Origin of the sequence: Pseudomonas syringae group sp. J254-4 (assembly GCF_032586855.1) — a bacterium.
Lineage (GTDB): Bacteria > Pseudomonadota > Gammaproteobacteria > Pseudomonadales > Pseudomonadaceae > Aquipseudomonas > Aquipseudomonas amygdali.
In genome coordinates, this window is the sequence record NZ_JAWHOO010000007.1 from 229,354 (window position 1) to 247,973 (window position 18,620).

At 58.0% G+C, this 18,620-nt stretch carries 18 protein-coding genes and 1 pseudogene; 12 read left to right on the forward strand and 7 right to left on the reverse strand.

The features are described from left to right. Positions 1-63: 63 nt before the first annotated feature. Both gluQRS and dksA read right to left on the reverse strand, forming a co-directional pair. Positions 64-951: a tRNA glutamyl-Q(34) synthetase GluQRS gene (gene gluQRS, locus RYB09_RS11810; RefSeq protein ID WP_316888554.1), complete on the reverse strand. Its 888-nt coding sequence runs from the start codon at positions 949-951 to the stop codon at positions 64-66. 618 nt (positions 952-1,569) lie between these two features. Continuing rightward, on the reverse strand, positions 1,570-2,010 hold the full coding sequence (gene dksA / locus RYB09_RS11815) for an RNA polymerase-binding protein DksA (protein ID WP_002552063.1): 441 nt from the start codon (positions 2,008-2,010) through the stop codon (positions 1,570-1,572). Positions 2,011-2,360: 350 nt separating this feature from the next. On the opposite strand from dksA, the gene RYB09_RS11820 reads away from it, so the two are divergent. Further along, positions 2,361-3,533 (forward strand): pyridoxal phosphate-dependent aminotransferase, encoded by a 1,173-nt coding sequence (locus RYB09_RS11820; protein WP_316888556.1) that lies wholly within the window; start codon positions 2,361-2,363, stop codon positions 3,531-3,533. After that, a complete protein-coding gene (gene sfsA / locus RYB09_RS11825; protein ID WP_316888558.1) occupies positions 3,533-4,246 on the forward strand; it encodes a DNA/RNA nuclease SfsA in 714 nt (237 codons plus the stop codon). Before RYB09_RS11820 ends, sfsA begins: the two co-directional genes overlap by 1 nt. Before the next feature lie 20 nt (positions 4,247-4,266). Here the strand turns inward: sfsA and RYB09_RS11830 are convergent, their stop codons facing one another. Further along, positions 4,267-4,605: a Rieske (2Fe-2S) protein gene (locus tag RYB09_RS11830; protein ID WP_080164419.1), complete on the reverse strand. Its 339-nt coding sequence runs from the start codon at positions 4,603-4,605 to the stop codon at positions 4,267-4,269. A 214-nt stretch (positions 4,606-4,819) separates the two neighbouring features. Between RYB09_RS11830 and deoC the strand changes: the two genes are divergently transcribed. Next, positions 4,820-5,599 (forward strand): deoxyribose-phosphate aldolase, encoded by a 780-nt coding sequence (deoC, locus tag RYB09_RS11835; RefSeq protein ID WP_058400372.1) that lies wholly within the window; start codon positions 4,820-4,822, stop codon positions 5,597-5,599. 352 nt (positions 5,600-5,951) lie between these two features. Here the strand turns inward: deoC and RYB09_RS11840 are convergent, their stop codons facing one another. Continuing rightward, on the reverse strand, positions 5,952-6,296 hold the full coding sequence (locus RYB09_RS11840; RefSeq protein WP_002552068.1) for a pentapeptide repeat-containing protein: 345 nt from the start codon (positions 6,294-6,296) through the stop codon (positions 5,952-5,954). A 101-nt stretch (positions 6,297-6,397) separates the two neighbouring features. Beyond that, positions 6,398-7,936, reverse strand: a complete 1,539-nt coding sequence (locus RYB09_RS11845; protein WP_316888562.1) for a bifunctional aminoglycoside phosphotransferase/ATP-binding protein — start codon at positions 7,934-7,936, stop codon at positions 6,398-6,400. 130 nt (positions 7,937-8,066) lie between these two features. Between RYB09_RS11845 and mrcB the strand changes: the two genes are divergently transcribed. From mrcB to RYB09_RS11860, 3 genes are read left to right on the forward strand one after another with little or no spacing between them, the layout of a single operon-like run. Next, on the forward strand, positions 8,067-10,388 hold the full coding sequence (mrcB, locus tag RYB09_RS11850) for a penicillin-binding protein 1B (RefSeq protein ID WP_058400374.1): 2,322 nt from the start codon (positions 8,067-8,069) through the stop codon (positions 10,386-10,388). A 17-nt stretch (positions 10,389-10,405) separates the two neighbouring features. Then, positions 10,406-11,146 (forward strand): tetratricopeptide repeat protein, encoded by a 741-nt coding sequence (locus RYB09_RS11855; RefSeq protein WP_233424570.1) that lies wholly within the window; start codon positions 10,406-10,408, stop codon positions 11,144-11,146. After that, positions 11,146-11,475: a YqcC family protein gene (locus RYB09_RS11860; RefSeq protein ID WP_058400376.1), complete on the forward strand. Its 330-nt coding sequence runs from the start codon at positions 11,146-11,148 to the stop codon at positions 11,473-11,475. Before RYB09_RS11855 ends, RYB09_RS11860 begins: the two co-directional genes overlap by 1 nt. Positions 11,476-11,484: 9 nt before the next feature. On the opposite strand, the gene RYB09_RS11865 is transcribed toward RYB09_RS11860, so the two are convergent. Further along, a complete protein-coding gene (locus tag RYB09_RS11865; protein WP_058400377.1) occupies positions 11,485-11,901 on the reverse strand; it encodes a DUF4124 domain-containing protein in 417 nt (138 codons plus the stop codon). Between the two features lie 397 nt (positions 11,902-12,298). On the opposite strand from RYB09_RS11865, the gene RYB09_RS11870 reads away from it, so the two are divergent. The 6 genes from RYB09_RS11870 to msrQ all read left to right on the forward strand — a co-directional run bounded on the left by RYB09_RS11870 (position 12,299) and on the right by msrQ (position 18,286). Next, positions 12,299-14,023 carry an acetolactate synthase 3 large subunit gene (locus tag RYB09_RS11870; protein WP_316888565.1) on the forward strand — a complete coding sequence of 575 codons (1,725 nt, stop codon included), beginning with the start codon at positions 12,299-12,301 and terminating at the stop codon, positions 14,021-14,023. A gap of 2 nt (positions 14,024-14,025) precedes the next feature. Next, a complete protein-coding gene (gene ilvN, locus RYB09_RS11875; protein WP_002552075.1) occupies positions 14,026-14,517 on the forward strand; it encodes an acetolactate synthase small subunit in 492 nt (163 codons plus the stop codon). 47 nt (positions 14,518-14,564) lie between these two features. Beyond that, positions 14,565-15,581 carry a ketol-acid reductoisomerase gene (gene ilvC / locus RYB09_RS11880; RefSeq protein ID WP_002552076.1) on the forward strand — a complete coding sequence of 339 codons (1,017 nt, stop codon included), beginning with the start codon at positions 14,565-14,567 and terminating at the stop codon, positions 15,579-15,581. A 144-nt stretch (positions 15,582-15,725) separates the two neighbouring features. Continuing rightward, a complete protein-coding gene (gene pssA / locus RYB09_RS11885) occupies positions 15,726-16,577 on the forward strand; it encodes a CDP-diacylglycerol--serine O-phosphatidyltransferase (protein WP_019741330.1) in 852 nt (283 codons plus the stop codon). A 63-nt stretch (positions 16,578-16,640) separates the two neighbouring features. Then, positions 16,641-17,654, forward strand: a complete 1,014-nt coding sequence (gene msrP, locus RYB09_RS11890) for a protein-methionine-sulfoxide reductase catalytic subunit MsrP (RefSeq protein WP_058408990.1) — start codon at positions 16,641-16,643, stop codon at positions 17,652-17,654. Continuing rightward, a complete protein-coding gene (gene msrQ / locus RYB09_RS11895; RefSeq protein ID WP_316888568.1) occupies positions 17,654-18,286 on the forward strand; it encodes a protein-methionine-sulfoxide reductase heme-binding subunit MsrQ in 633 nt (210 codons plus the stop codon). The genes msrP and msrQ overlap by 1 nt, the downstream gene beginning before the upstream one ends. Positions 18,287-18,354: 68 nt before the next feature. Here msrQ and RYB09_RS11900 read toward each other — a convergent pair. Beyond that, positions 18,355-18,620 (reverse strand): annotated as a pseudogene (locus tag RYB09_RS11900) (hypothetical protein); the annotation flags it as partial.

Sequence of the window (18,620 nt, forward strand, 5' to 3'; positions counted from 1 at the left end):
GTTAACGGATGCCGGATAACCTGCAAGCATACTTGCGTCGCAGTTTGCGGCGACCGCTCTGGATCAGTCTATCCGGGCTTCTTCAATATTGCGTAGTCTGGGGATCAGGTCGGCGTTCCAGTGGCGGATTCCCCAGGCAAGCACTTCCTGCGCGGTGCCATCGGTCATGTGCGTATCGAGTGGTTGCCCCAGTGCCCGCAATGCCCGAATCAGCAGAGGGGTGGCCTGTTCGGCCGGCAGCGGTGGCGAGCGATAGGATTTGCCGAGCTTGTGGCCATCCGGCTGGGTGATCAGCGGCACATGCAGGTAGCGTGGCTGGGGCAGGCCCAGCAGTTCCTGCAAGTACAACTGGCGGGGCGTCGAATCCAGTAGGTCGGCACCGCGTACGATATCGGTCACGCCTTGCCAGGCGTCATCGATTATCACGGCGAGCTGATAGGCATACAGGCCGTCGCGCCTGCGGATCACGAAGTCACCGCTTTCGCGTCCCAGGTGCATTTTGAATGTGCCCTGCACACGGTCTTCGAAGCGATATTCAAGCTCCGGGACCCGGATGCGGATTGCGGCGTTTTCCGGAGAATGTCCTGCATTGCGGCAGAAACCCGGATAGACACCCTGAAAGTCTTCAAGCTGTTTGCGCGAGCAGGTGCAGGCGTAAGCCAGGCCATGATTGAACCAGCGCTGGAGGACTTCGGCGTAGGCATCATGGCGCTCGCTCTGCCGAGCCATCTCGCCATCCCATTCAAAGCCGTAGCGCTCAAGGGTTTCAAGAATCGCGGCTTGCGCGCCGGCCACCTCGCGCGGCGGGTCGAGGTCTTCCATGCGTAACAGCCACTGGCCGTCCACTGCACGAGCGTCCAGATAGGACGCCAGTGCTGCGACCAGCGAACCAAAATGCAGATAACCACTGGGAGTCGGCGCAAAGCGCCCGATATAGGCCGGTTTTTTCATGGGCGGGATGTTACGGGTGGCTGGCTTGAGTGGGCAAGCGAAACGCGGTTGGTCTTCACGCGGGCTCTCGTGACGATGTTCACTCTGCGCCGCGTTGCTCGTTCAAGATCGGACGCAGAGCGTCCAGAACGGCATGCGACGCGGAGCGTCGCACGATAGTTAATACTGTCACGCCCTACACGCAGCCGCTGCCAACGCAAAGCTTTTCGGTCGCGATAGCACTGGCGACGCAAAACAGGAGCGAAGGGATTTGCCTACTTTGGCCCCATCAAAGTAGGTCTCTGAGGGGCGAAAAGGGGACTTGAGCAGAATCCAACCCACCTGACATCACAGAACTGCCATGTGACGCAGAGCGTCCAGAACGGCATGCGACGCGGAGCGTCGCACGATAGTTGAGATTATCGTTCCTCACGCTCCAGCGTAGGAATGCCTTGGGCGACGCTCCGCGTCACAGATCTTCGCCGCACCGCATGTTCAAGATCGGACGCAAATCCAGAACGACGAACCGAAGTGAAGCGTCGGCACGCTAGGCAACGCGCGCACTGGCACTAGGGGCGCGATTCGAGCAGGCACAAAAAAAGACGCCGAAGCGTCTTTTCAGTCAAAGGCGGCCCCAGGTCATTTACCGACCTGTTTTTCCTTGATTTCTGCAAGTGTTTTGCAGTCGACGCACTGGTCGGCAGTCGGGCGCGCTTCAAGACGGCGAATGCCGATCTCTACGCCGCACGATTCACACCAGCCGTATTCTTCGTCCTTGATCAGTTGCAGCGTCTTGTCGATCTTCTTGATCAGCTTGCGTTCGCGGTCACGGGCACGAAGTTCGAGGCTGAACTCTTCTTCCTGACTGGCACGGTCGGCCGGGTCGGGGAAGTTGGCAGCTTCGTCCTTCATATGATCTACCGTTCGGTCGACCTCTTGCATCAAGTCCTGCTTCCACTTGTTCAGGATCTTGGTGAAGTGCGCGCGCATGGGCTCGCTCATGTACTCCTCACCCTTTGTTTCCGGGTAGGGTGCAAAGCCGCCGATTAGATGGCTGTGTTGCTTTTCTGGGGTGGGCATGTCTGGACCGCCTCTCACTCTTCTAATCTATTGCGCAGGATTGTTCCATCACCGACACCCGTCGGCCCTGCAGCTGCAAGCGGGCGAACTTACCAGATCAAATCGGAGTGCGCTACTCCCGGTTGTCGAGCATGACGACGCCGTCCGCTTACAGAGATGGCTATTTCACATCTGCCCTTCAGTTAAATGAACTCTAGTCGATGCGCACCGTCGTAGCTTTCTTTTATTCAGCGTTTGATGAACGGGTTTTTCAGCCCGTTAACGCACCGTAGGGCGGTCGGTTCGGTAGAATCATGCCGCGTCGTCATGACAATCATGTTTTTAATACCCGCACCCATAAAGGAATATCCATGACCCAGCCTTACAGTGCACGTAGTCGCGCCATCGAACCTTTTCATGTGATGGCGCTGCTGGCGCGTGCCAATGAACTGCAGGCAGCGGGTCATGACGTTATTCACCTTGAAATCGGTGAGCCCGATTTTACGACTGCGCAGCCCATCATCAAGGCTGGCCAGGCTGCACTGGCAGACGGCAAGACCCGCTACACCGCCGCTCGCGGCCTTCCGCAACTGCGCGAAGCCATTTCCGGATTTTACGCCCGACGCTACGGCGTTGATATTGATCCCCAGCGCATTCTGATCACTCCGGGCGGTTCGGGCGCGTTGTTGCTTGCCAGCAGCCTGTTGGTCGATCCGGGCAAGCATTGGTTGCTCGCCGACCCTGGCTACCCTTGCAATCGACACTTCCTGCGTTTGATCGAGGGCGAGGCGCAACTGGTGCCGGTCGGTCCGCAAGAACGCTATCAACTGAATCCCGAACTGGTGGCGGCTCACTGGAACCAGAACAGTGTCGGCGCGCTGGTGGCATCACCTGCCAATCCTACTGGCACGCTGTTGAATCGCGACGAGCTGGCAGCCTTGTCACAAGCGCTGAAAGCTCGCAACGGCCACCTGGTGGTGGATGAGATTTACCATGGCCTGACCTACGGCGTGGAGGCCAGCAGTGTGCTGGAGGTTGATAACGAAGCGTTTGTCCTCAATAGTTTTTCAAAGTATTTCGGCATGACAGGCTGGCGCCTCGGCTGGCTGGTTGCACCGCAAGACGCCGTGGCCGATCTGGAAAAACTGGCGCAGAACCTCTACATCAGCGCGCCAAGCATGGCGCAACATGCCGCGCTTGCCTGCTTTGAGCCGCAGACACTTGAAATATTCGAGCAGCGGCGCGCCGAGTTCGGCCGTCGCCGGGACTTCCTGTTGCCTGCGCTGCGCGAACTGGGTTTCGGTATTGCCGTCGAGCCGGAAGGGGCATTCTATTTGTACGCCGACATCTCGGCGTTTGGCGGCGATGCCTTCGCGTTCTGCCGGCATTTTCTGGAAACCGAGCATGTCGCTTTTACGCCAGGCCTGGACTTTGGTCGCCATCAGGCTGGGCATCATGTGCGCTTTGCCTATACACAGAGCCTTCCGCGCCTTCAGCAGGCAGTCGAGCGAATTGCTCGCGGTTTGCGTAGCTGGGGTGCCTGATGCGCTTTGCTCCGCAGCTTGAACAGGGTCGTCTGCTGACCCGTTACAAACGCTTTCTGGCTGATATCGAAACCGACAGCGGCGAGCTGTTGACCATTCACTGCCCCAATACCGGTTCGATGCTCAACTGCATGATGCCCGGTGGGCGTGTGTGGTTCAGCCGTGCAAGTGACCCGAAGCGCAAGCTGCCGGGCACTTGGGAAATCAGCGAGACGCCGCAGGGCAGGCTGGCCTGTATCAACACCGGGCGAGCTAATACGCTGGTTGAAGAGGCCTTGCGCGCCGGGGTTATCAGCGAACTCGAGGGGTTTACGACGCTCAAGCGCGAGGTGGCCTATGGGCAGGAAAAGAGTCGTGTGGACTTTCGCCTTGAATACCCTGATGGCTATCTGTATCTGGAAGTGAAAAGTGTCACGTTGGGTTTCGATGATTCCAGTGTCGCTGCGTTTCCCGACGCGGTTACCCAGCGTGGTGCGCGGCACTTGCGTGAACTGGCCACGCTGGCGCGCGAAGGCGTGCGGGCCGTGTTGTTGTATTGCGTCAACCTCACCGGTATCGACGCCGTGCGACCCGCAAAGGAGATCGATCCGGCTTACGCGGCTGCGTTGCGCGAAGCCATTGACGCTGGAGTGCAAATTCTTGCCTACGGTGTGCATCTGACGCCAGACGAAATTGTTATTGACCGACGACTGCAGGTGCACTGGCTGGATTGAAGCGTTCTGGGCGTGACGAGTCAGTCCTCGTCATCCTCCATGGGCAGCGACACCCAGATCCCCTCAGCATCTTCACGGCTCTGGATTGCCGTCAATGATTGGCCTTCGCAGGGGCCGGCAACGCATTCGCCATTCTCGATCAGAAACAACGCCCCATGCATTGCGCACCGGATCAGGCTGGCGCTGCTGTCGAGGAATTGATCCGGCTGCCATTCCAGGGCGATACCGCGATGCGGGCAGCGGTTTTTGTAGATGAACACTTCACCCTGACGACGTACTGCCAGCAATGCGTGTCCGCCTAGCTCGAAACCCCTGCTCTGGGCTTCGTGCAAGTGACTTGAGGTGCAAAGGAATTTCAAGAAGCCTCCACAGGCCTGTTTTTTGTGTAGACGCCTGACCTGGGTAGTCTGACAGCTTCTTTGGATTGTCGCGTTGTCGTACGCGGGGCTTGTTACAGGCTGCGTCAGTTTTTTCCTGTCTTCCTGTGGCTTTTTTCTCTGAGCATGGTCCTTGCGCCTTCTGGCCTTCAAGCCCGTATATCGTTCTGCTCATGTTTTGCAGAGCGAATACGCCATGAAAGAGATGACAGCAGATGATGAGCGGCTGGCGCGTCAGGTCATAAGGCTGCTTGAGCTGTTTGCCCTCAATGCCGACGATACGGAGCAGCGCATCGTCGGCATTTGTCAGCGCGCATGGACGCCTGTAGGGCAGGTTGCCGCGGTTTGCGTGCAGCCGCGTTTCGTGTGTCTGGCGCGTACCACCCTGGACCGTATGCAGGCGCATGACATCAAGGTTGTCGCCATAGTCAATTTCCCTCACGGCAGCAGCAACATTCAGTCAGTGACCTCGCAAGTTCGCGCCGCGTTGCTGTCCGGCGCGGACGAAATAGATGTGGTGTATCCCTTTCGCGCACTGCTCGGCGGAGATCGGCAGCCCGGCCTTGAGATGATATCGGCGTGCAGCTCATTGTGTGCAGGGCGGGTCAAACTCACTGCGACACTTGAAACCGGCGATCTGCGCGATTCCCAAATGATCCTCAACGCTTGCCGCGATGCGATTGTTTCGGGTGCCGACTTTATCAAGACCAGCACAGGCAAATCAGCCACCCACGTTACACCGCAGGCTGCGCGGGTGATGCTCGAGTCTATCGCGGACGTCGGCGGGCAGGTGGGGTTGAAGGTTGCGGGAGGGATCCGGACGTTCGACGAGGCACGTTTTTACATGATGCTGGCGCGTGCGCGTTTTGGTCGGCAATGGATGAATGCCGGGCGCGTGCGGTTGGGTGGCTCAAGCTTGCTGGACGATTTGCTGGCCAGACTTGGCCTGTATGAGTCGTATGGCAACGGTTTTTGAGCGGTGGGCAGCTTTTTGAAGGACAAAAAAAGACCCGGCAAAGAGCCGGGTCAAAAACCGTGATTAGCCTGATGAGGAGATAATCTGAAAGTCCGAACCAAGGTCTTTCAGTTACCGTCCAGTCTCGCGACCGGATGTGATAATCATAACGATTCTCATTTCTAAGTCAGCAGTTCTTTTGACCCTGTCCATGCTCTTCACCTGACAGCTATCCATAGGCCAAAAATGCCTTGCACGGCATAACGGCTGGCTGCGCATGGCCGCGATATTTAGAGGGGGAGTTTCGGAAATGAAGCGACACAGCGCCAGCCTGACATGCATTGCGCATGCAGGCTGCGACGGTTTTACGGTTTTAGCGGGTGCGATAGCGCAGGCGCGTACCGAAATTTACCGACATCAGAATCTCGTCAGCCGAGAGCTCGGCGGGGAAGAACACGCCTGAAATCTGTGCGTGAGCGATACTCGCACCTTCCATCGGCGTGTGCCGCAGGTCCAGGCCGCGAAGGTCGGCAGACCGGAAGTAGGCGTCGGTGAAGTCGATACCGGCGGTGTCCAGTGCCCGCAGGTCCAGCCCTCGAAAGTCGCCCCCGGCCATGTCAATTGTGCCGGTCCGCGGTTTTTCCTGGTTGAAACCTTCGACATCATCTTTGCGCAGCAGCATATAAAGCGGTGAGTCGATTTGTTTGGGCTGGCTCATGATGGCCTCGGACATGTGGTTGCGTTGGAATTATGGCGCCATTATATCGCCATCATTGCGAGGCCGTGAAGCGTTACCCGCTCAACGGCCATGTACCGGTTTTACAGCCCCGGCAGGCGCTGGCGCAGGTTGTCGATGAGGCTGTCCAGCTCACTGCTGATGTGGGTGGCAACCTTCTTGCTGCGCAGCGTTTCCTCTGCGCTCAGCGGTTCGCGGTTGGCCTGCTGGGCCTCGATGACCTCCAGGGTTGCGTCGGAAGGATCATTGTTCTGTGCCTGACGCTGGGCAAGCCAGCCAGCGATCACTGCCTGTGGTGCTTCGCAATCGAGGATCATAAACGGCACGCCGGTGTTTTCGGCGACTTTTGCCGCTGCATCACGCTGCCCATGCTTGAGGTAGGTGGCATCGATCACTACCGAGAAGCCTGCGCGAAGGGTTATACCGGCAAGTTCGTGCAGGTGTGCATAGGTTGCATCGTTGGCTTGCGCGCCATACATCTCTTCATCTCGCCCGGCAAACAGGCGCTTGCGCTCTATGTCCGAACGCAGGCGAATGGCGCCCAGCGATTCCACCAGGCGCATTGCGACATGGCTTTTGCCGACGGCTGATACACCGTGGGTAATTGTCAGGAACGGTGAGGGAATGGCGCTGTAGCTTTCGGCCAGATTGGCGTAGTTGCGGTATTGACGAAGCGTCGCTGCGCGCTGCACACCGTCGGCATCGGATGGCTGGCTGAACAGCGCCACTTTGGCACGAACCATCGCCCGATAAGCCTTGTAGAAATTCAGCAGTTCCAGGCCTGCGTAGTCGCCGGTGACTTCCAGGTACTGGCTGATCAGGCGCCGGGAAAGGGATTTCAGGCCGCGGTCCTCAAGGTCCATTGCCAGGAAGCCGATGTCGGCGTACACGTCGGTCTTGCGGAACGGTTCGTTGAACTCGATGCAGTCAAACAGCACGACCTTGCCGTCAATCACTGTCGCGTTGCCCAGATGGATGTCGCCGTGGCATTCGCGGATGAATCCGTCGGCCTTGCGCTGAGCCAGCAGTGGCTTGAGCCGCGCAAAGCTAGACTCTGCCCACGCCTGCAGGGCCTCAAGCTGTGCCAGGTCGGATTTTTCGCTGATCAGTGGACGAATCTGCTCAAAATTCTGTACCACAGGGGCCATGACGCTGTCAGGCGAGCCCAGTTCGCTTTCGGTTCCGACCTGCGGTGAGGTGAGGTGGAAGCCTGCGATCTGGCGCGCCAGTTCGTCGATATGCGCAGTGGTCACCTCTCCGTTGGCTTGCAGGGTGCTGAGCAAGCCGTCCTGTGAAAATTGCTTCATCTTCAAGGCGTATTCGATGACTTCGCCGTCGCCGCCCAATTGCGGCGCGTCGACTGTGCCGGTGATCGGCAGCACTTCGATGTAGAGGTCGTCGGTCAGGCGCTGATTGAGGCGCAGCTCTTCGTGACAGAAATGCTTACGCAGAGCCAGGGTAGTGAAATCCAGAAAACCGAAGTTCATCGGTTTCTTGAATTTGTAGGCATACGGGCCAGTCAGCAGAACCCACGAAATGTGCGTTTCGATGAGCTGGAAATTTTCCACCGGATGTGGGAAAAGAGCAGGGTTCTGCAGGGCAGCAATCAAAGACTGGCTCACGGGTGATCCTTCAGGAATGTGTTCAAAATGTAAGTAAGCGATGCCGCCATTATGGCCGCTTGGCGCGAGGCTGCAAACCGCAGACTCGGGCGTCTGTCGATCCTTGCTAAAGTGCGTATAATCCGCGCCCATGACTCGATCCCGCACCTCTCGTTCTCCTAAAAAGCAACCTCCTCGCAGCCTGAACAAGTGGCTGGGCTGGGCGTTGAAGCTCGGTATTGTCGGCCTGGTTCTGCTGGGCGGCCTGGCCATTTACCTCGATGCAATCGTTCAGGAGAAGTTCTCCGGCAAGCGCTGGACCATTCCGGCCAAGGTCTATGCACGACCGCTGGAGCTGTTCGTCGGGCAGAAGCTGAGCCGTGACGATTTTCTCATCGAACTCGACGCCTTGGGTTATCGCCGCGAAAGCGTCGCGAATGGCCCCGGCGCTGCGGCGGTGAATGGCAATACCGTCGACCTCAACACGCGTGGCTTCCAGTTCTACGAGGGCACTGATGCGGCGCAGCAGGTGCGCGTGCGCTTTTCCGGCGATTACGTCGCCGACCTGTCATCAGGTAATGGTGCCAAGCTTGCCGTGGCGCGGCTTGAGCCCTTGCTGATTGGCGGGCTTTACCCGAAGAACCTCGAAGACCGGATCCTGATCAAGCTTGATCAGGCACCGCCGTATCTGCTTGACGGGCTGGTGGCGGTCGAGGACCGCGATTTCTACCACCACTTCGGCGTGTCACCCAAGTCCATTGCCCGGGCTATCTGGGTGAATACTTCGCAAGGACAGATGCGCCAGGGCGGCAGTACGCTGACCCAGCAGTTGGTCAAGAACTTCTACCTGACCAACGAGCGCAGCCTGACCCGTAAGCTCACCGAAGCCATGATGGCGGTCTTGCTGGAGATTCATTACAGCAAGCAGGAAATCCTCGAGGCTTACCTCAATGAAGTATTTGTCGGTCAGGACGGTCAGCGTGCAGTGCACGGTTTCGGTCTGGCCAGTCAGTATTTCTTCAGTCAGCCGCTTTCCGAGCTGAAGATTCATCAGGTGGCGATGCTGGTCGGGCTGGTCAAGGGGCCGTCCTTCTACAACCCGCGGCGCAACCCCGAGCGTGCTCTGGAACGTCGTAATCTGGTGCTCGACCTGTTTGAACAGCAAGGTGTGGCCACCCCCGAAGTGGTGGCCGCCGCGAAGAAAATGCCACTGGGCGTGACCAAAACCGGCACGCTCGCCGATAGCTCGTTCCCGGCGTTCCTGGATCTGGTCAAGCGCCAGTTGCGCGAAGACTACCGCGATGAAGACTTGACCGAAGAAGGGCTGCGGATCTTTACCAGCTTTGATCCGATCCTGCAGATGAAGTCCCAGGCCGCCATGGACGACACGTTCAAAAAGCTCGCCGGGCGCAAGGGTGTGGATGAAGTAGAGGCGGGTATGGTCGTCACCAACCCGGAGACCGGTGAAGTGCAGGCGCTGATTGGCGGTCGCGAGGCCGGGTTCTCGGGCTTCAACCGGGCGATCGATGCAGTGCGTCCGATTGGCTCGCTGGTCAAGCCGGCTATTTACCTGACCGCACTGGAGCGTCCGAGCCAGTACACGCTGACCAGCTGGATTGCCGACGAACTGTTTCAGGTCAAGGGCGCTGATGGCCAGATATGGAAACCGCAGAACTACGATCACAAGTCGCATGGCAACATCTTTCTGTATCAAGGGCTGGCGCACTCCTACAACCTGTCGACTGCCAAGCTGGGCCTTGAGCTGGGTATTCCGACTGTGTTCAAGACACTGGCCAAGCTGGGTGTAACGCGTGAGTGGCCTGCTTATCCGTCGATGCTGCTGGGCGCGGGCGGCTTGAGCCCGATGGAAGTCGCCACCATGTACCAGACCATCGCCAGTGGCGGGTTCAATACGCCGATGCGCGGTATTCGCAGTGTGCTGACCGCCGAAGGTGAACCGCTCAAGCGTTATCCGTTCAAGATCGAGCAGCGTTTCGATCCGGGTGCCATTTATCTGGTACAGAATGCGATGCAGCGTGTCATGCGCGAAGGGACGGGCAAATCTGTTTACAACGTGTTGCCAAGCTCGCTGAACCTGGCGGGCAAGACTGGCACCAGTAACGACTCGCGCGACAGCTGGTTCGCCGGTTTCAGTCAGGATCTGCTGGCAGTGGTGTGGATGGGCCGTGATGATAACGGCAAGACTCCGTTTACCGGTGCCACTGGTGCCTTGCAGGTCTGGACCAGCTTTATGCGCAAGGCCAATCCGCTGCCGCTGGACATGGCGATGCCGGATAACGTCGTTCAGGCGTGGGTCGATGCTCAGACCGGTCAGGGTTCTGATTCGAGCTGCCCGAATGCAGTGCAGATGCCGTATATTCGCGGCAGTGAGCCCCAGCCCGGCGCGACATGCGGCGGCGCTCCGGCACCTGCCACTGAGGTGATGGACTGGGTCAAGGGTTGGTTGAACTAGGCAATCGAGGTTTTGAAGTGAATAAATGGTGGATTCCCGCTTTAACGGCACTGGCCTTGCTGAACGGCTGCGCCAGTGTGGAACGCGGCTCGATTCCGGTCGTGGATTCGAGCTCCAAGGTGTCCAACGGCGAGCGCGCGGCAGCGTCGCGTAATGGCACTTATCGAACCAACACCGCTCCAGTCCAGCAGCCGCAAGCCGTGCCGCAGGATTCGGGTGTCGTGGTGATGGTGCCGGGCGCTGGTGGTGCTGATGCAGGGCAGAGCTTCTCTGCGCCGGCCAGTCAGGCGCCGTTCAGTGTCAACACGCCGCCTGTCGACGCGGCTCCGATCAATCAGGCCCCGATCAGCCCGGCTCCGGCGAACAACAGTTACAGCATGCCGGCTGCTTCTGCACCTACCGGTATTCCGTCCAGTGGCGGCGGTTTGTCAGAGGACGAGCAGCTTGACGGTCCGGTACTGGCGTTACTGACCACGGCACAGCAACAGCAAAGCAGTGGCGACCTCAACGGCGCATCCTCAAGCCTTGAGCGTGCGCAGCGTGTTGCCCCGCGTGAGCCTCAGGTGCTTTATCGTCTGGCTCAGGTGCGTCTGGCTCAGGGTGATGCAGCCCAGGCCGAGCAACTGGCTCGTCGCGGTCTGACCTACGCCAACGGGCGTACCAGCCTTCAGGCCAGCCTCTGGGGTCTGATCGCTCAATCTCGCGAAAAGCAGGGTGATGCGGCCGGTGCTGCGCTGGCTCGCCAAAAGGCTCGCTGATGGACGTGCGTTTGCCTGAGGTGGCCGAGCAGTTGCTGTTGATAGAGCGCGAGTTGCGCGCGCTGGGCTGGTGGGATGCGACGCCGCCCAGCGAGCAGGCGCTTGCGAGTCAGGAACCTTTCAGCGTCGATACGCTCGAGTTCGCGCAGTGGCTGCAATGGATCTTCCTGCCGCGCATGAAAGTCATTCTTGAGCGCGACCTGCCGCTGCCCAATGCGTCCGGCATTCTGGAGATGGCCGAGATGGTCTATGCCGGGCGCCTGGGTGAAACCCGGCTGCTGCAACAGCATCTGGCACGGTTCGACCAGTTGATTACAGCCGCTCGCTGAGCCAATCCTCTAGCGACAGAATTCGCTGATGGCTTTCTCGGTTTCTTCGGTACGCGTCTTGCGGTTTTCTTCCGTAAGACGCCTCGATTCTCCTCCAACCTGCTCGCGTACTCGCGGATTATTCTGCAACTGCGCAAGATTGGTGCGCAGGGTTTCGCAATTTTCCGCGCGTTTCGCTTCCTGAGCTTTCACCTGACTTTTGACTTTCTGCTCAATGGCGCGTTGCTGTGCGGCTCCGTCGTCCGCAGGAGTGCTCGGTGCAGCGGCAGGCGGCGGCTTCTGCACATTGATTTCCTGTACCTGCTGGCCGGTGGGGGGTTGAGCATCGAAATGCGTCACGCCCTGGGCGTCGACCCACTTATAGATTGAGGCGGCCTGGCTGGTTGTGCTGAGGGCCAGTGCGGCTGCGAGAATCATCCAATGCATGTCGTGTCCTTGAGAGTCTGTGCATACAGAAAACTACCATAACGGTGCATTTCAGTCCGAAACGGTGCGATTTCGCCGGTCCGCTGTCAAGAAAGCGCACGGATCACTTGACTTGAAGGGGGGGAATCACAACAATCCAAAGTTCGCTGTAGAAGGACTGCCAGAAGCAGACCCTCTCAGTAGATCATGAGGCGCACACCCGCGCCGACCTGTAACACCCGCAACGCGTTACCTCGCGCTGGGTGGGAATGTTCCGCAACACTCAGGGACCTCCCAATACTTGCTCAGTCAGTGCTGACGTAGTCGGCGACCACCGTCGCTCATGCTCTGCTGGCAGTAAACCTATTAAGACCCGTCCCGGAGTGGGCGGTATTCTGGCGTTTTAGAGGTGAACAACGTGGAGCTTTTATCTGGCGCTGAAATGGTCGTCCGCTTTTTGCGTGACGAAGGCGTTGAGCATATCTATGGGTACCCGGGTGGTGCCCTCCTGCATGTCTACGATGCCCTGTTCAAAGAACCGGCGGTAAGCCATATCCTTGTTCGCCACGAGCAGGCTGCCACGCACATGGCCGACGGCTATGCGCGGGCTACCGGCAAGGCGGGCGTGGTGCTGGTGACGTCCGGCCCGGGTGCAACCAATGCCATTACCGGTATCGCCACGGCGTATATGGACTCCATTCCGATGGTGGTTCTGTCCGGTCAGGTAGCGAGCACGCTGGTGGGTACCGATGCGTTCCAGGAGACCGACATGATCGGTATCTCCCGGCCGATCGTGAAGCACAGCTTCATGATCAAGCACCCGTCGGAAATCCCGGAAGTCCTGAAAAAGGCTTTCTACTTGGCGCAGTCCGGTCGTCCGGGCCCTGTCGTGGTCGACATTCCGAAAGACATGACCAACCCGGCCGAGAAGTTCGAATACGTCTTCCCGAAAAAAGCCAAGCTGCGCTCCTACAGCCCTGCGGTTCGTGGTCATTCCGGCCAGATCCGCAAAGCCGTCGAGATGCTGCTGGCGGCCAAGCGTCCTATCGTCTACGCCGGTGGCGGGGTGATCATGGGCAATGCGTCGGCGCAACTGACCGAACTGGCACAACTGCTCAACGCTCCGGTCACCAATACCCTGATGGGTCTTGGCTGCTATCCGGGCACTGACCGCCAGTTCGTCGGCATGCTCGGGATGCATGGCAGCTACACCGCCAACCTTGCGATGCACCACACTGACGTCATTCTGGCTGTAGGCGCGCGCTTTGATGACCGTGTCATCAATGGCGCGAGCAAGTTCTGCCCGAACGCAAAAATCATCCACATCGACATCGACCCGGCTTCGATCTCCAAGACCATCAAGGCCGACGTGCCTATCGTGGGTCCTGTAGAAAGCGTGCTGACCGAAATGGTCGCCACGTTGAAAGAGATCGGCGAGACACCTGACAAGGCATCCGTTGCCGCGTGGTGGAAGCAGATTGACGAGTGGCGCTGTACGGGCGATCTGTTCCCTTACAACCGTGGCGATGGCACGGTCATCAAGCCGCAAGCCGTTATCGAAACGCTGTGCGAGGTCACCAATGGCGACGCTTATGTCACCTCGGACGTTGGCCAGCATCAGATGTTCGCTGCGCAGTACTACCGTTTCAACAAGCCGAACCGCTGGATCAACTCGGGCGGTCTGGGCACGATGGGCTTTGGCTTCCCGGCTGCGATGGGCGTCAAGCTGAGCTTTCCGGATGCGCACGTTGCCTGTGTGACCGGTGAAGGCAGCATCCAGATGAACATCCAGGAGCTGTCGACCTGCCTGCAGTACGGCCTGCCGGTGAAGATCATCCTGCTCAACAACGGTGTTCTGGGTATGGTCCGTCAGTGGCAGGACATGAGCTATGGCTCGCGTCACTCGCATTCCTACATGGAATCGCTGCCTGATTTCGTCAAGCTGGTCGAAGCCTATGGCCACGTCGGCATGCGTATCACTGACCTGAAGGACTTGAAGCCAAAGATGGAAGAAGCTTTTGCCATGACTGATCGTCTGGTGTTCATGGATATTCAGGTCGATGTGACCGAGCACGTCTACCCGATGCAGATCAAGGACGGCTCCATGCGCGATATGTGGTTGAGCAAGACGGAGCGGACATAATCATGCGCCATATCATTTCCCTGCTGCTGGAAAACGAACCGGGTGCATTGTCTCGCGTCGTCGGTCTGTTCTCCCAGCGCAACTACAACATCGAAAGCCTGACGGTTGCGCCGACCGAGGACCCGACCCTGTCGCGTCTGACGCTCACCACCGTAGGCCATGATGAGGTGATCGAGCAGATCACCAAGAACCTCAACAAACTTATCGAAGTGGTCAAGCTGGTCGACCTGTCGGAAAGCGCTCACATCGAACGCGAGCTGATGTTGGTCAAGGTCAAGGCCACTGGCGCGCAGCGTGCCGAGATCAAACGCACCACGGATATCTTCCGCGGGCAGATCGTCGACGTGACCGCCAGCGTTTATACCGTGCAGCTGAGCGGCACGAGCGACAAACTGGACAGCTTCATTCAGGCCATCGGCACCGCCGCTATCCTGGAAACAGTACGCAGTGGCGTAACGGGCATTGCCCGTGGCGACAAAGTGCTGAGCATTTAAATCAATTAAGCAAATGGCCTGAACGGCCAAGATAACAGGGGATTTCCATGAAAGTTTTCTACGACAAAGACTGTGACCTTTCGATCATCCAGGGCAAGAAAGTCGCCATCATCGGTTACGGTTCGCAAGGCCACGCTCAAGCGTGCAACCTGAAAGACTCCGGCGTTGATGTCACTGTTGGCCTGCGTAAAGGTTCGGCTACTGTCGCCAAGGCCGAGGCTCATGGCCTGAAAGTGACTGATGTTGCTTCTGCCGTTGCTGCTGCCGACCTGGTCATGATTCTGACCCCGGACGAGTTCCAGTCCCAGCTGTACAAGAATGAAGTCGAGCCGAACCTGAAAAAGGGCGCAACACTGGCGTTCTCCCACGGCTTCGCGATTCACTACAACCAGGTTGTACCGCGCGCTGACCTCGACGTGATCATGATCGCGCCAAAGGCTCCGGGCCACACCGTACGTACCGAGTTCGTCAAGGGCGGCGGTATTCCTGACCTGATCGCGGTTTATCAGGATGCTTCCGGCAACGCCAAGAACGTTGCCCTGTCCTACGCTTCGGGCGTTGGCGGCGGCCGTACCGGTATCATCGAAACTACCTTCAAGGACGAGACCGAAACCGACCTGTTCGGCGAACAGGCTGTTCTGTGCGGCGGTACTGTCGAGCTGGTAAAAGCTGGTTTCGAAACACTGGTTGAAGCTGGCTACGCGCCGGAAATGGCCTACTTCGAGTGCCTGCACGAACTGAAGCTGATCGTTGACCTCATGTACGAAGGCGGTATCGCCAACATGAACTACTCGATCTCCAACAACGCCGAGTACGGCGAGTACGTGACCGGCCCTGAAGTCATCAACGCTGAATCCCGTCAGGCCATGCGCAACGCTCTGAAGCGCATCCAGGATGGTGAGTACGCGAAGATGTTCATCAGCGAAGGCGCTACCGGCTACCCTTCGATGACCGCCAAGCGTCGTAACAACGCTGCCCACGGTATCGAAATCATCGGCGAGAAACTGCGCTCGATGATGCCTTGGATCGCTGCCAACAAAATCGTCGACAAAGACAAGAACTAAGCTTTAGCTTCGCAAAAAAACGCGGCCAATCGGTCGCGTTTTTTCGTTATGGGTCAGGCTCTGGTATAAAGCTGCATCGTTTGCCGCCGAACCCTCGCGGCAGACCTCTGTCGAACCTTTTCATGCCGCTGCAAGGTAATCTCCATGAGCGAACGTCCCGAGGAGCCCAACAAGGCCTCCGACGCTGAAAGTCTGCTACCTATCGATGAACATGTGGAAGAAGGCCATGACGCCGAAGGCCGGCAGGTCCGGCATCGCGGTATCTATCTGCTGCCCAACCTGTTTACCACCGCGAACCTGTTCGCTGGCTTTTACTCCATCATCAGTTCCATGAGCGCACAAAGCGCGATGAGTGCAGGTGATACCGCTGGTGCGAGCAAGTATTTCGCGTTCGCTGCCATTGCGATCTTCGTCGCCATGGTTCTCGACGGGCTGGATGGTCGCGTTGCGCGCATGACCAATACCCAAAGCGCGTTTGGTGCCGAGTACGACTCCCTGTCCGACATGGTCGCCTTTGGTGTGGCACCCGCGTTGCTGGCATTCGGTTGGGCATTGGGTGACATGGGCAAGGTGGGCTGGATGGTGGCCTTCATCTATGTGGCGGGCGCGGCATTGCGTCTGGCGCGCTTCAACACTCAGGTCGGCAAGGCTGACAAACGCTACTTTATCGGCCTGGCTAGCCCTGCTGCGGCAGGTGTTGTAGCTGGCACGGTCTGGGCGTTCAGTGATTTCGGGATTCAGGGTTCGAAGTTGTCGTTCCTGGTGGCCTTGCTGGTTGCGGCTGCAGGCATGCTGATGGTCAGCAACATCAAGTACAACAGCTTCAAGGAGCTGGACCTGAAAGGGCGTGTACCTTTTGTTGCGATTCTGGCCGTGGTGCTGGTGTTTGCCGTGGTATTCAGCGACCCGCCACGCATTCTGCTGCTGATATTCCTCGCCTACGCACTGTCGGGACCTATTCAGTATCTATTGCGTCGTCATAAAGCCTCTCAATGATCTAATTTCCACCATACTCCGTAGTCTACTGGTGCATCAGTTCCCTTAGGCTGTGGAGTCATTATGCTAATCAAGCTTCCTTCTGCGTCCGACTCCAAAGAGTCGGACGTCACGCCTGAATCCATCTATCTCTCTCGACGTACATTGCTCGGCGGCTCGCTTGCGGGTCTGGCCGTCACGGCGCTGCCGCGCTGGGCAAGCGCTGCAGATGCTTCGCGCTATGCGGATGTAGAGCCCGGGAAAGCGCCGGGGTGGTTCGCCGACAAACTTGCGTCCACTAAATGGCAGGCGGTCAATGTCAAGGATGAGGCGATCACGCCGTTCAAGGACGCCACCCACTACAACAATTTCTACGAGTTTGGTACCGACAAGGGCGATCCGGCAAAAAATGCCGGTTCCTTGCAGACTGAACCGTGGAGCGTAGTGATCGATGGTGAAGTCGGCAAGCCGGGCCGCTATGCGCTGGAAGACTTCATGAAGCCTTACCAGTTGGAGGAGCGGATCTATAGGCTGCGCTGCGTCGAAGCCTGGTCGATGGTCATTCCCTGGATGGGCTTTCCGATCTCTGCACTGCTTAAGCAGGTAGAGCCGACCTCGAAGGCCAAATACATTCGCTTCGAAACGCTTGAAGACCCAAAGTCCATGCCTGGGCAACGCTCTGACTTTGCCCTCATCGACTGGCCGTATGTAGAGGGGCTGCGGCTGGATGAAGCGATGAATCCGTTGGCGATTCTTGCGGTGGGCATGTATGGACGTGAGTTGCCTAATCAGAACGGCGCGCCGCTGCGTTTGGTAGTGCCTTGGAAGTATGGCTTCAAGAGTGTGAAGTCCATCGTGCGTATCAGTCTGGTCAGTGAGCAGCCGAAGACCACATGGCAAAGCATTGCGGCAAATGAGTACGGCTTCTATGCCAACGTTAACCCGACGGTGGATCACCCTCGTTGGACCCAGGCCCGAGAGCGTCGCTTGCCGAGTGGGCTATTCAGTCCGAATCTGCGCGACACGAAAATGTTCAACGGTTATGAGGAGGAGGTGGGTGCCTTGTATGCCGGTATGGATCTGAGGAAGGACTATTGATGCGATACCCGTTCTGGCGTCTGGCTGTATTTCTCGCCGCGTGTGTTGCGCCGGTCTGGTGGCTCTATCAGGCATGGATCTTTGCCCTGGGTCCTGATCCGGGCAAGGTTCTGGTAGAGAACTTCGGGCTGGCGACTCTGGTGATGTTGCTGATCACAATGTCCATGACGCCTTTGCAGCGTCTGACCGGCTGGCCGGGATGGATCGTTGTCCGTCGTCAACTGGGGTTGTGGTGTTTTGCTTATGTGGTGCTGCACATGACGATGTATGCGCTGTTCATCCTCGGGCTGGATTTAGGTCAGTTGGGCGTGGAGCTGGTCAAGCGTCCTTATATCATCGTGGGTGCGTTGGCGTTTCTCGGGCTGCTGGCTTTGGCGGTGACGTCCAATCGCTATAGTCAGCGTCGACTCGGGGCGCGCTGGAAGAAGCTGCACCGGCTTATATACGTGATTCTGGGGCTGGGCTTGCTGCACATGTTCTGGATTGTCAGGGCTGACCTTAAGGAATGGGCACTGTATGCGGGGATAGGTGCGTTCCTGTTGCTGCTGCGGATTCCAGTGATTACAAGGCGAATCCCGCGTCTTGGCGGTTCTGCGGCGGCAGGATCGAAGAAAGTTCAAATTAACGGTTGACGCCCTCTGTGATGTGTCTATAATTCGCCCCACTTCCGGCGCAGACGGAAACGAAAAAGCCTTGTAGATCAATAGTTTACGAGGGTTTGGAGTGAAGAGTCAGCGAGGAAGTAGGTCGAGTCAGCAGTGATCGACAGCGGTGAGAAAAAAGAGTTTGACACGCGGTTGTAACGCTGTAGAATTCGCCTCCCGCTGATGAGCAACTGCAGAGTTGATCGAAGCGCAAGTGGTTGAAGTTGCAAAGGAAACTTTGAAAACTTCTTAAAATAACCGCTTGACAGATACAAGAGACGCTGTAGAATGCGCGCCTCGGTTGAGACGAAAGCTCTTAACC

What these genes read in the sequence shown, in the direction of transcription:
- gluQRS (WP_316888554.1), bottom strand. Translation starts at nt 951, where the DNA reads ATGAAAAAACCGGCCTATATCGGGCGCTTTGCGCCGACTCCCAGTGGT.
- dksA (WP_002552063.1), bottom strand. Translation starts at nt 2,010, where the DNA reads ATGCCCACCCCAGAAAAGCAACACAGCCATCTAATCGGCGGCTTTGCA.
- RYB09_RS11820 (WP_316888556.1), top strand. Translation starts at nt 2,361, where the DNA reads ATGACCCAGCCTTACAGTGCACGTAGTCGCGCCATCGAACCTTTTCAT.
- sfsA (WP_316888558.1), top strand. Translation starts at nt 3,533, where the DNA reads ATGCGCTTTGCTCCGCAGCTTGAACAGGGTCGTCTGCTGACCCGTTAC.
- deoC (WP_058400372.1), top strand. Translation starts at nt 4,820, where the DNA reads ATGAAAGAGATGACAGCAGATGATGAGCGGCTGGCGCGTCAGGTCATA.
- RYB09_RS11840 (WP_002552068.1), bottom strand. Translation starts at nt 6,296, where the DNA reads ATGAGCCAGCCCAAACAAATCGACTCACCGCTTTATATGCTGCTGCGC.
- mrcB (WP_058400374.1), top strand. Translation starts at nt 8,067, where the DNA reads ATGACTCGATCCCGCACCTCTCGTTCTCCTAAAAAGCAACCTCCTCGC.
- RYB09_RS11860 (WP_058400376.1), top strand. Translation starts at nt 11,146, where the DNA reads ATGGACGTGCGTTTGCCTGAGGTGGCCGAGCAGTTGCTGTTGATAGAG.
- RYB09_RS11865 (WP_058400377.1), bottom strand. Translation starts at nt 11,901, where the DNA reads ATGCATTGGATGATTCTCGCAGCCGCACTGGCCCTCAGCACAACCAGC.
- ilvN (WP_002552075.1), top strand. Translation starts at nt 14,026, where the DNA reads ATGCGCCATATCATTTCCCTGCTGCTGGAAAACGAACCGGGTGCATTG.
- ilvC (WP_002552076.1), top strand. Translation starts at nt 14,565, where the DNA reads ATGAAAGTTTTCTACGACAAAGACTGTGACCTTTCGATCATCCAGGGC.
- pssA (WP_019741330.1), top strand. Translation starts at nt 15,726, where the DNA reads ATGAGCGAACGTCCCGAGGAGCCCAACAAGGCCTCCGACGCTGAAAGT.
- msrP (WP_058408990.1), top strand. Translation starts at nt 16,641, where the DNA reads ATGCTAATCAAGCTTCCTTCTGCGTCCGACTCCAAAGAGTCGGACGTC.
- msrQ (WP_316888568.1), top strand. Translation starts at nt 17,654, where the DNA reads ATGCGATACCCGTTCTGGCGTCTGGCTGTATTTCTCGCCGCGTGTGTT.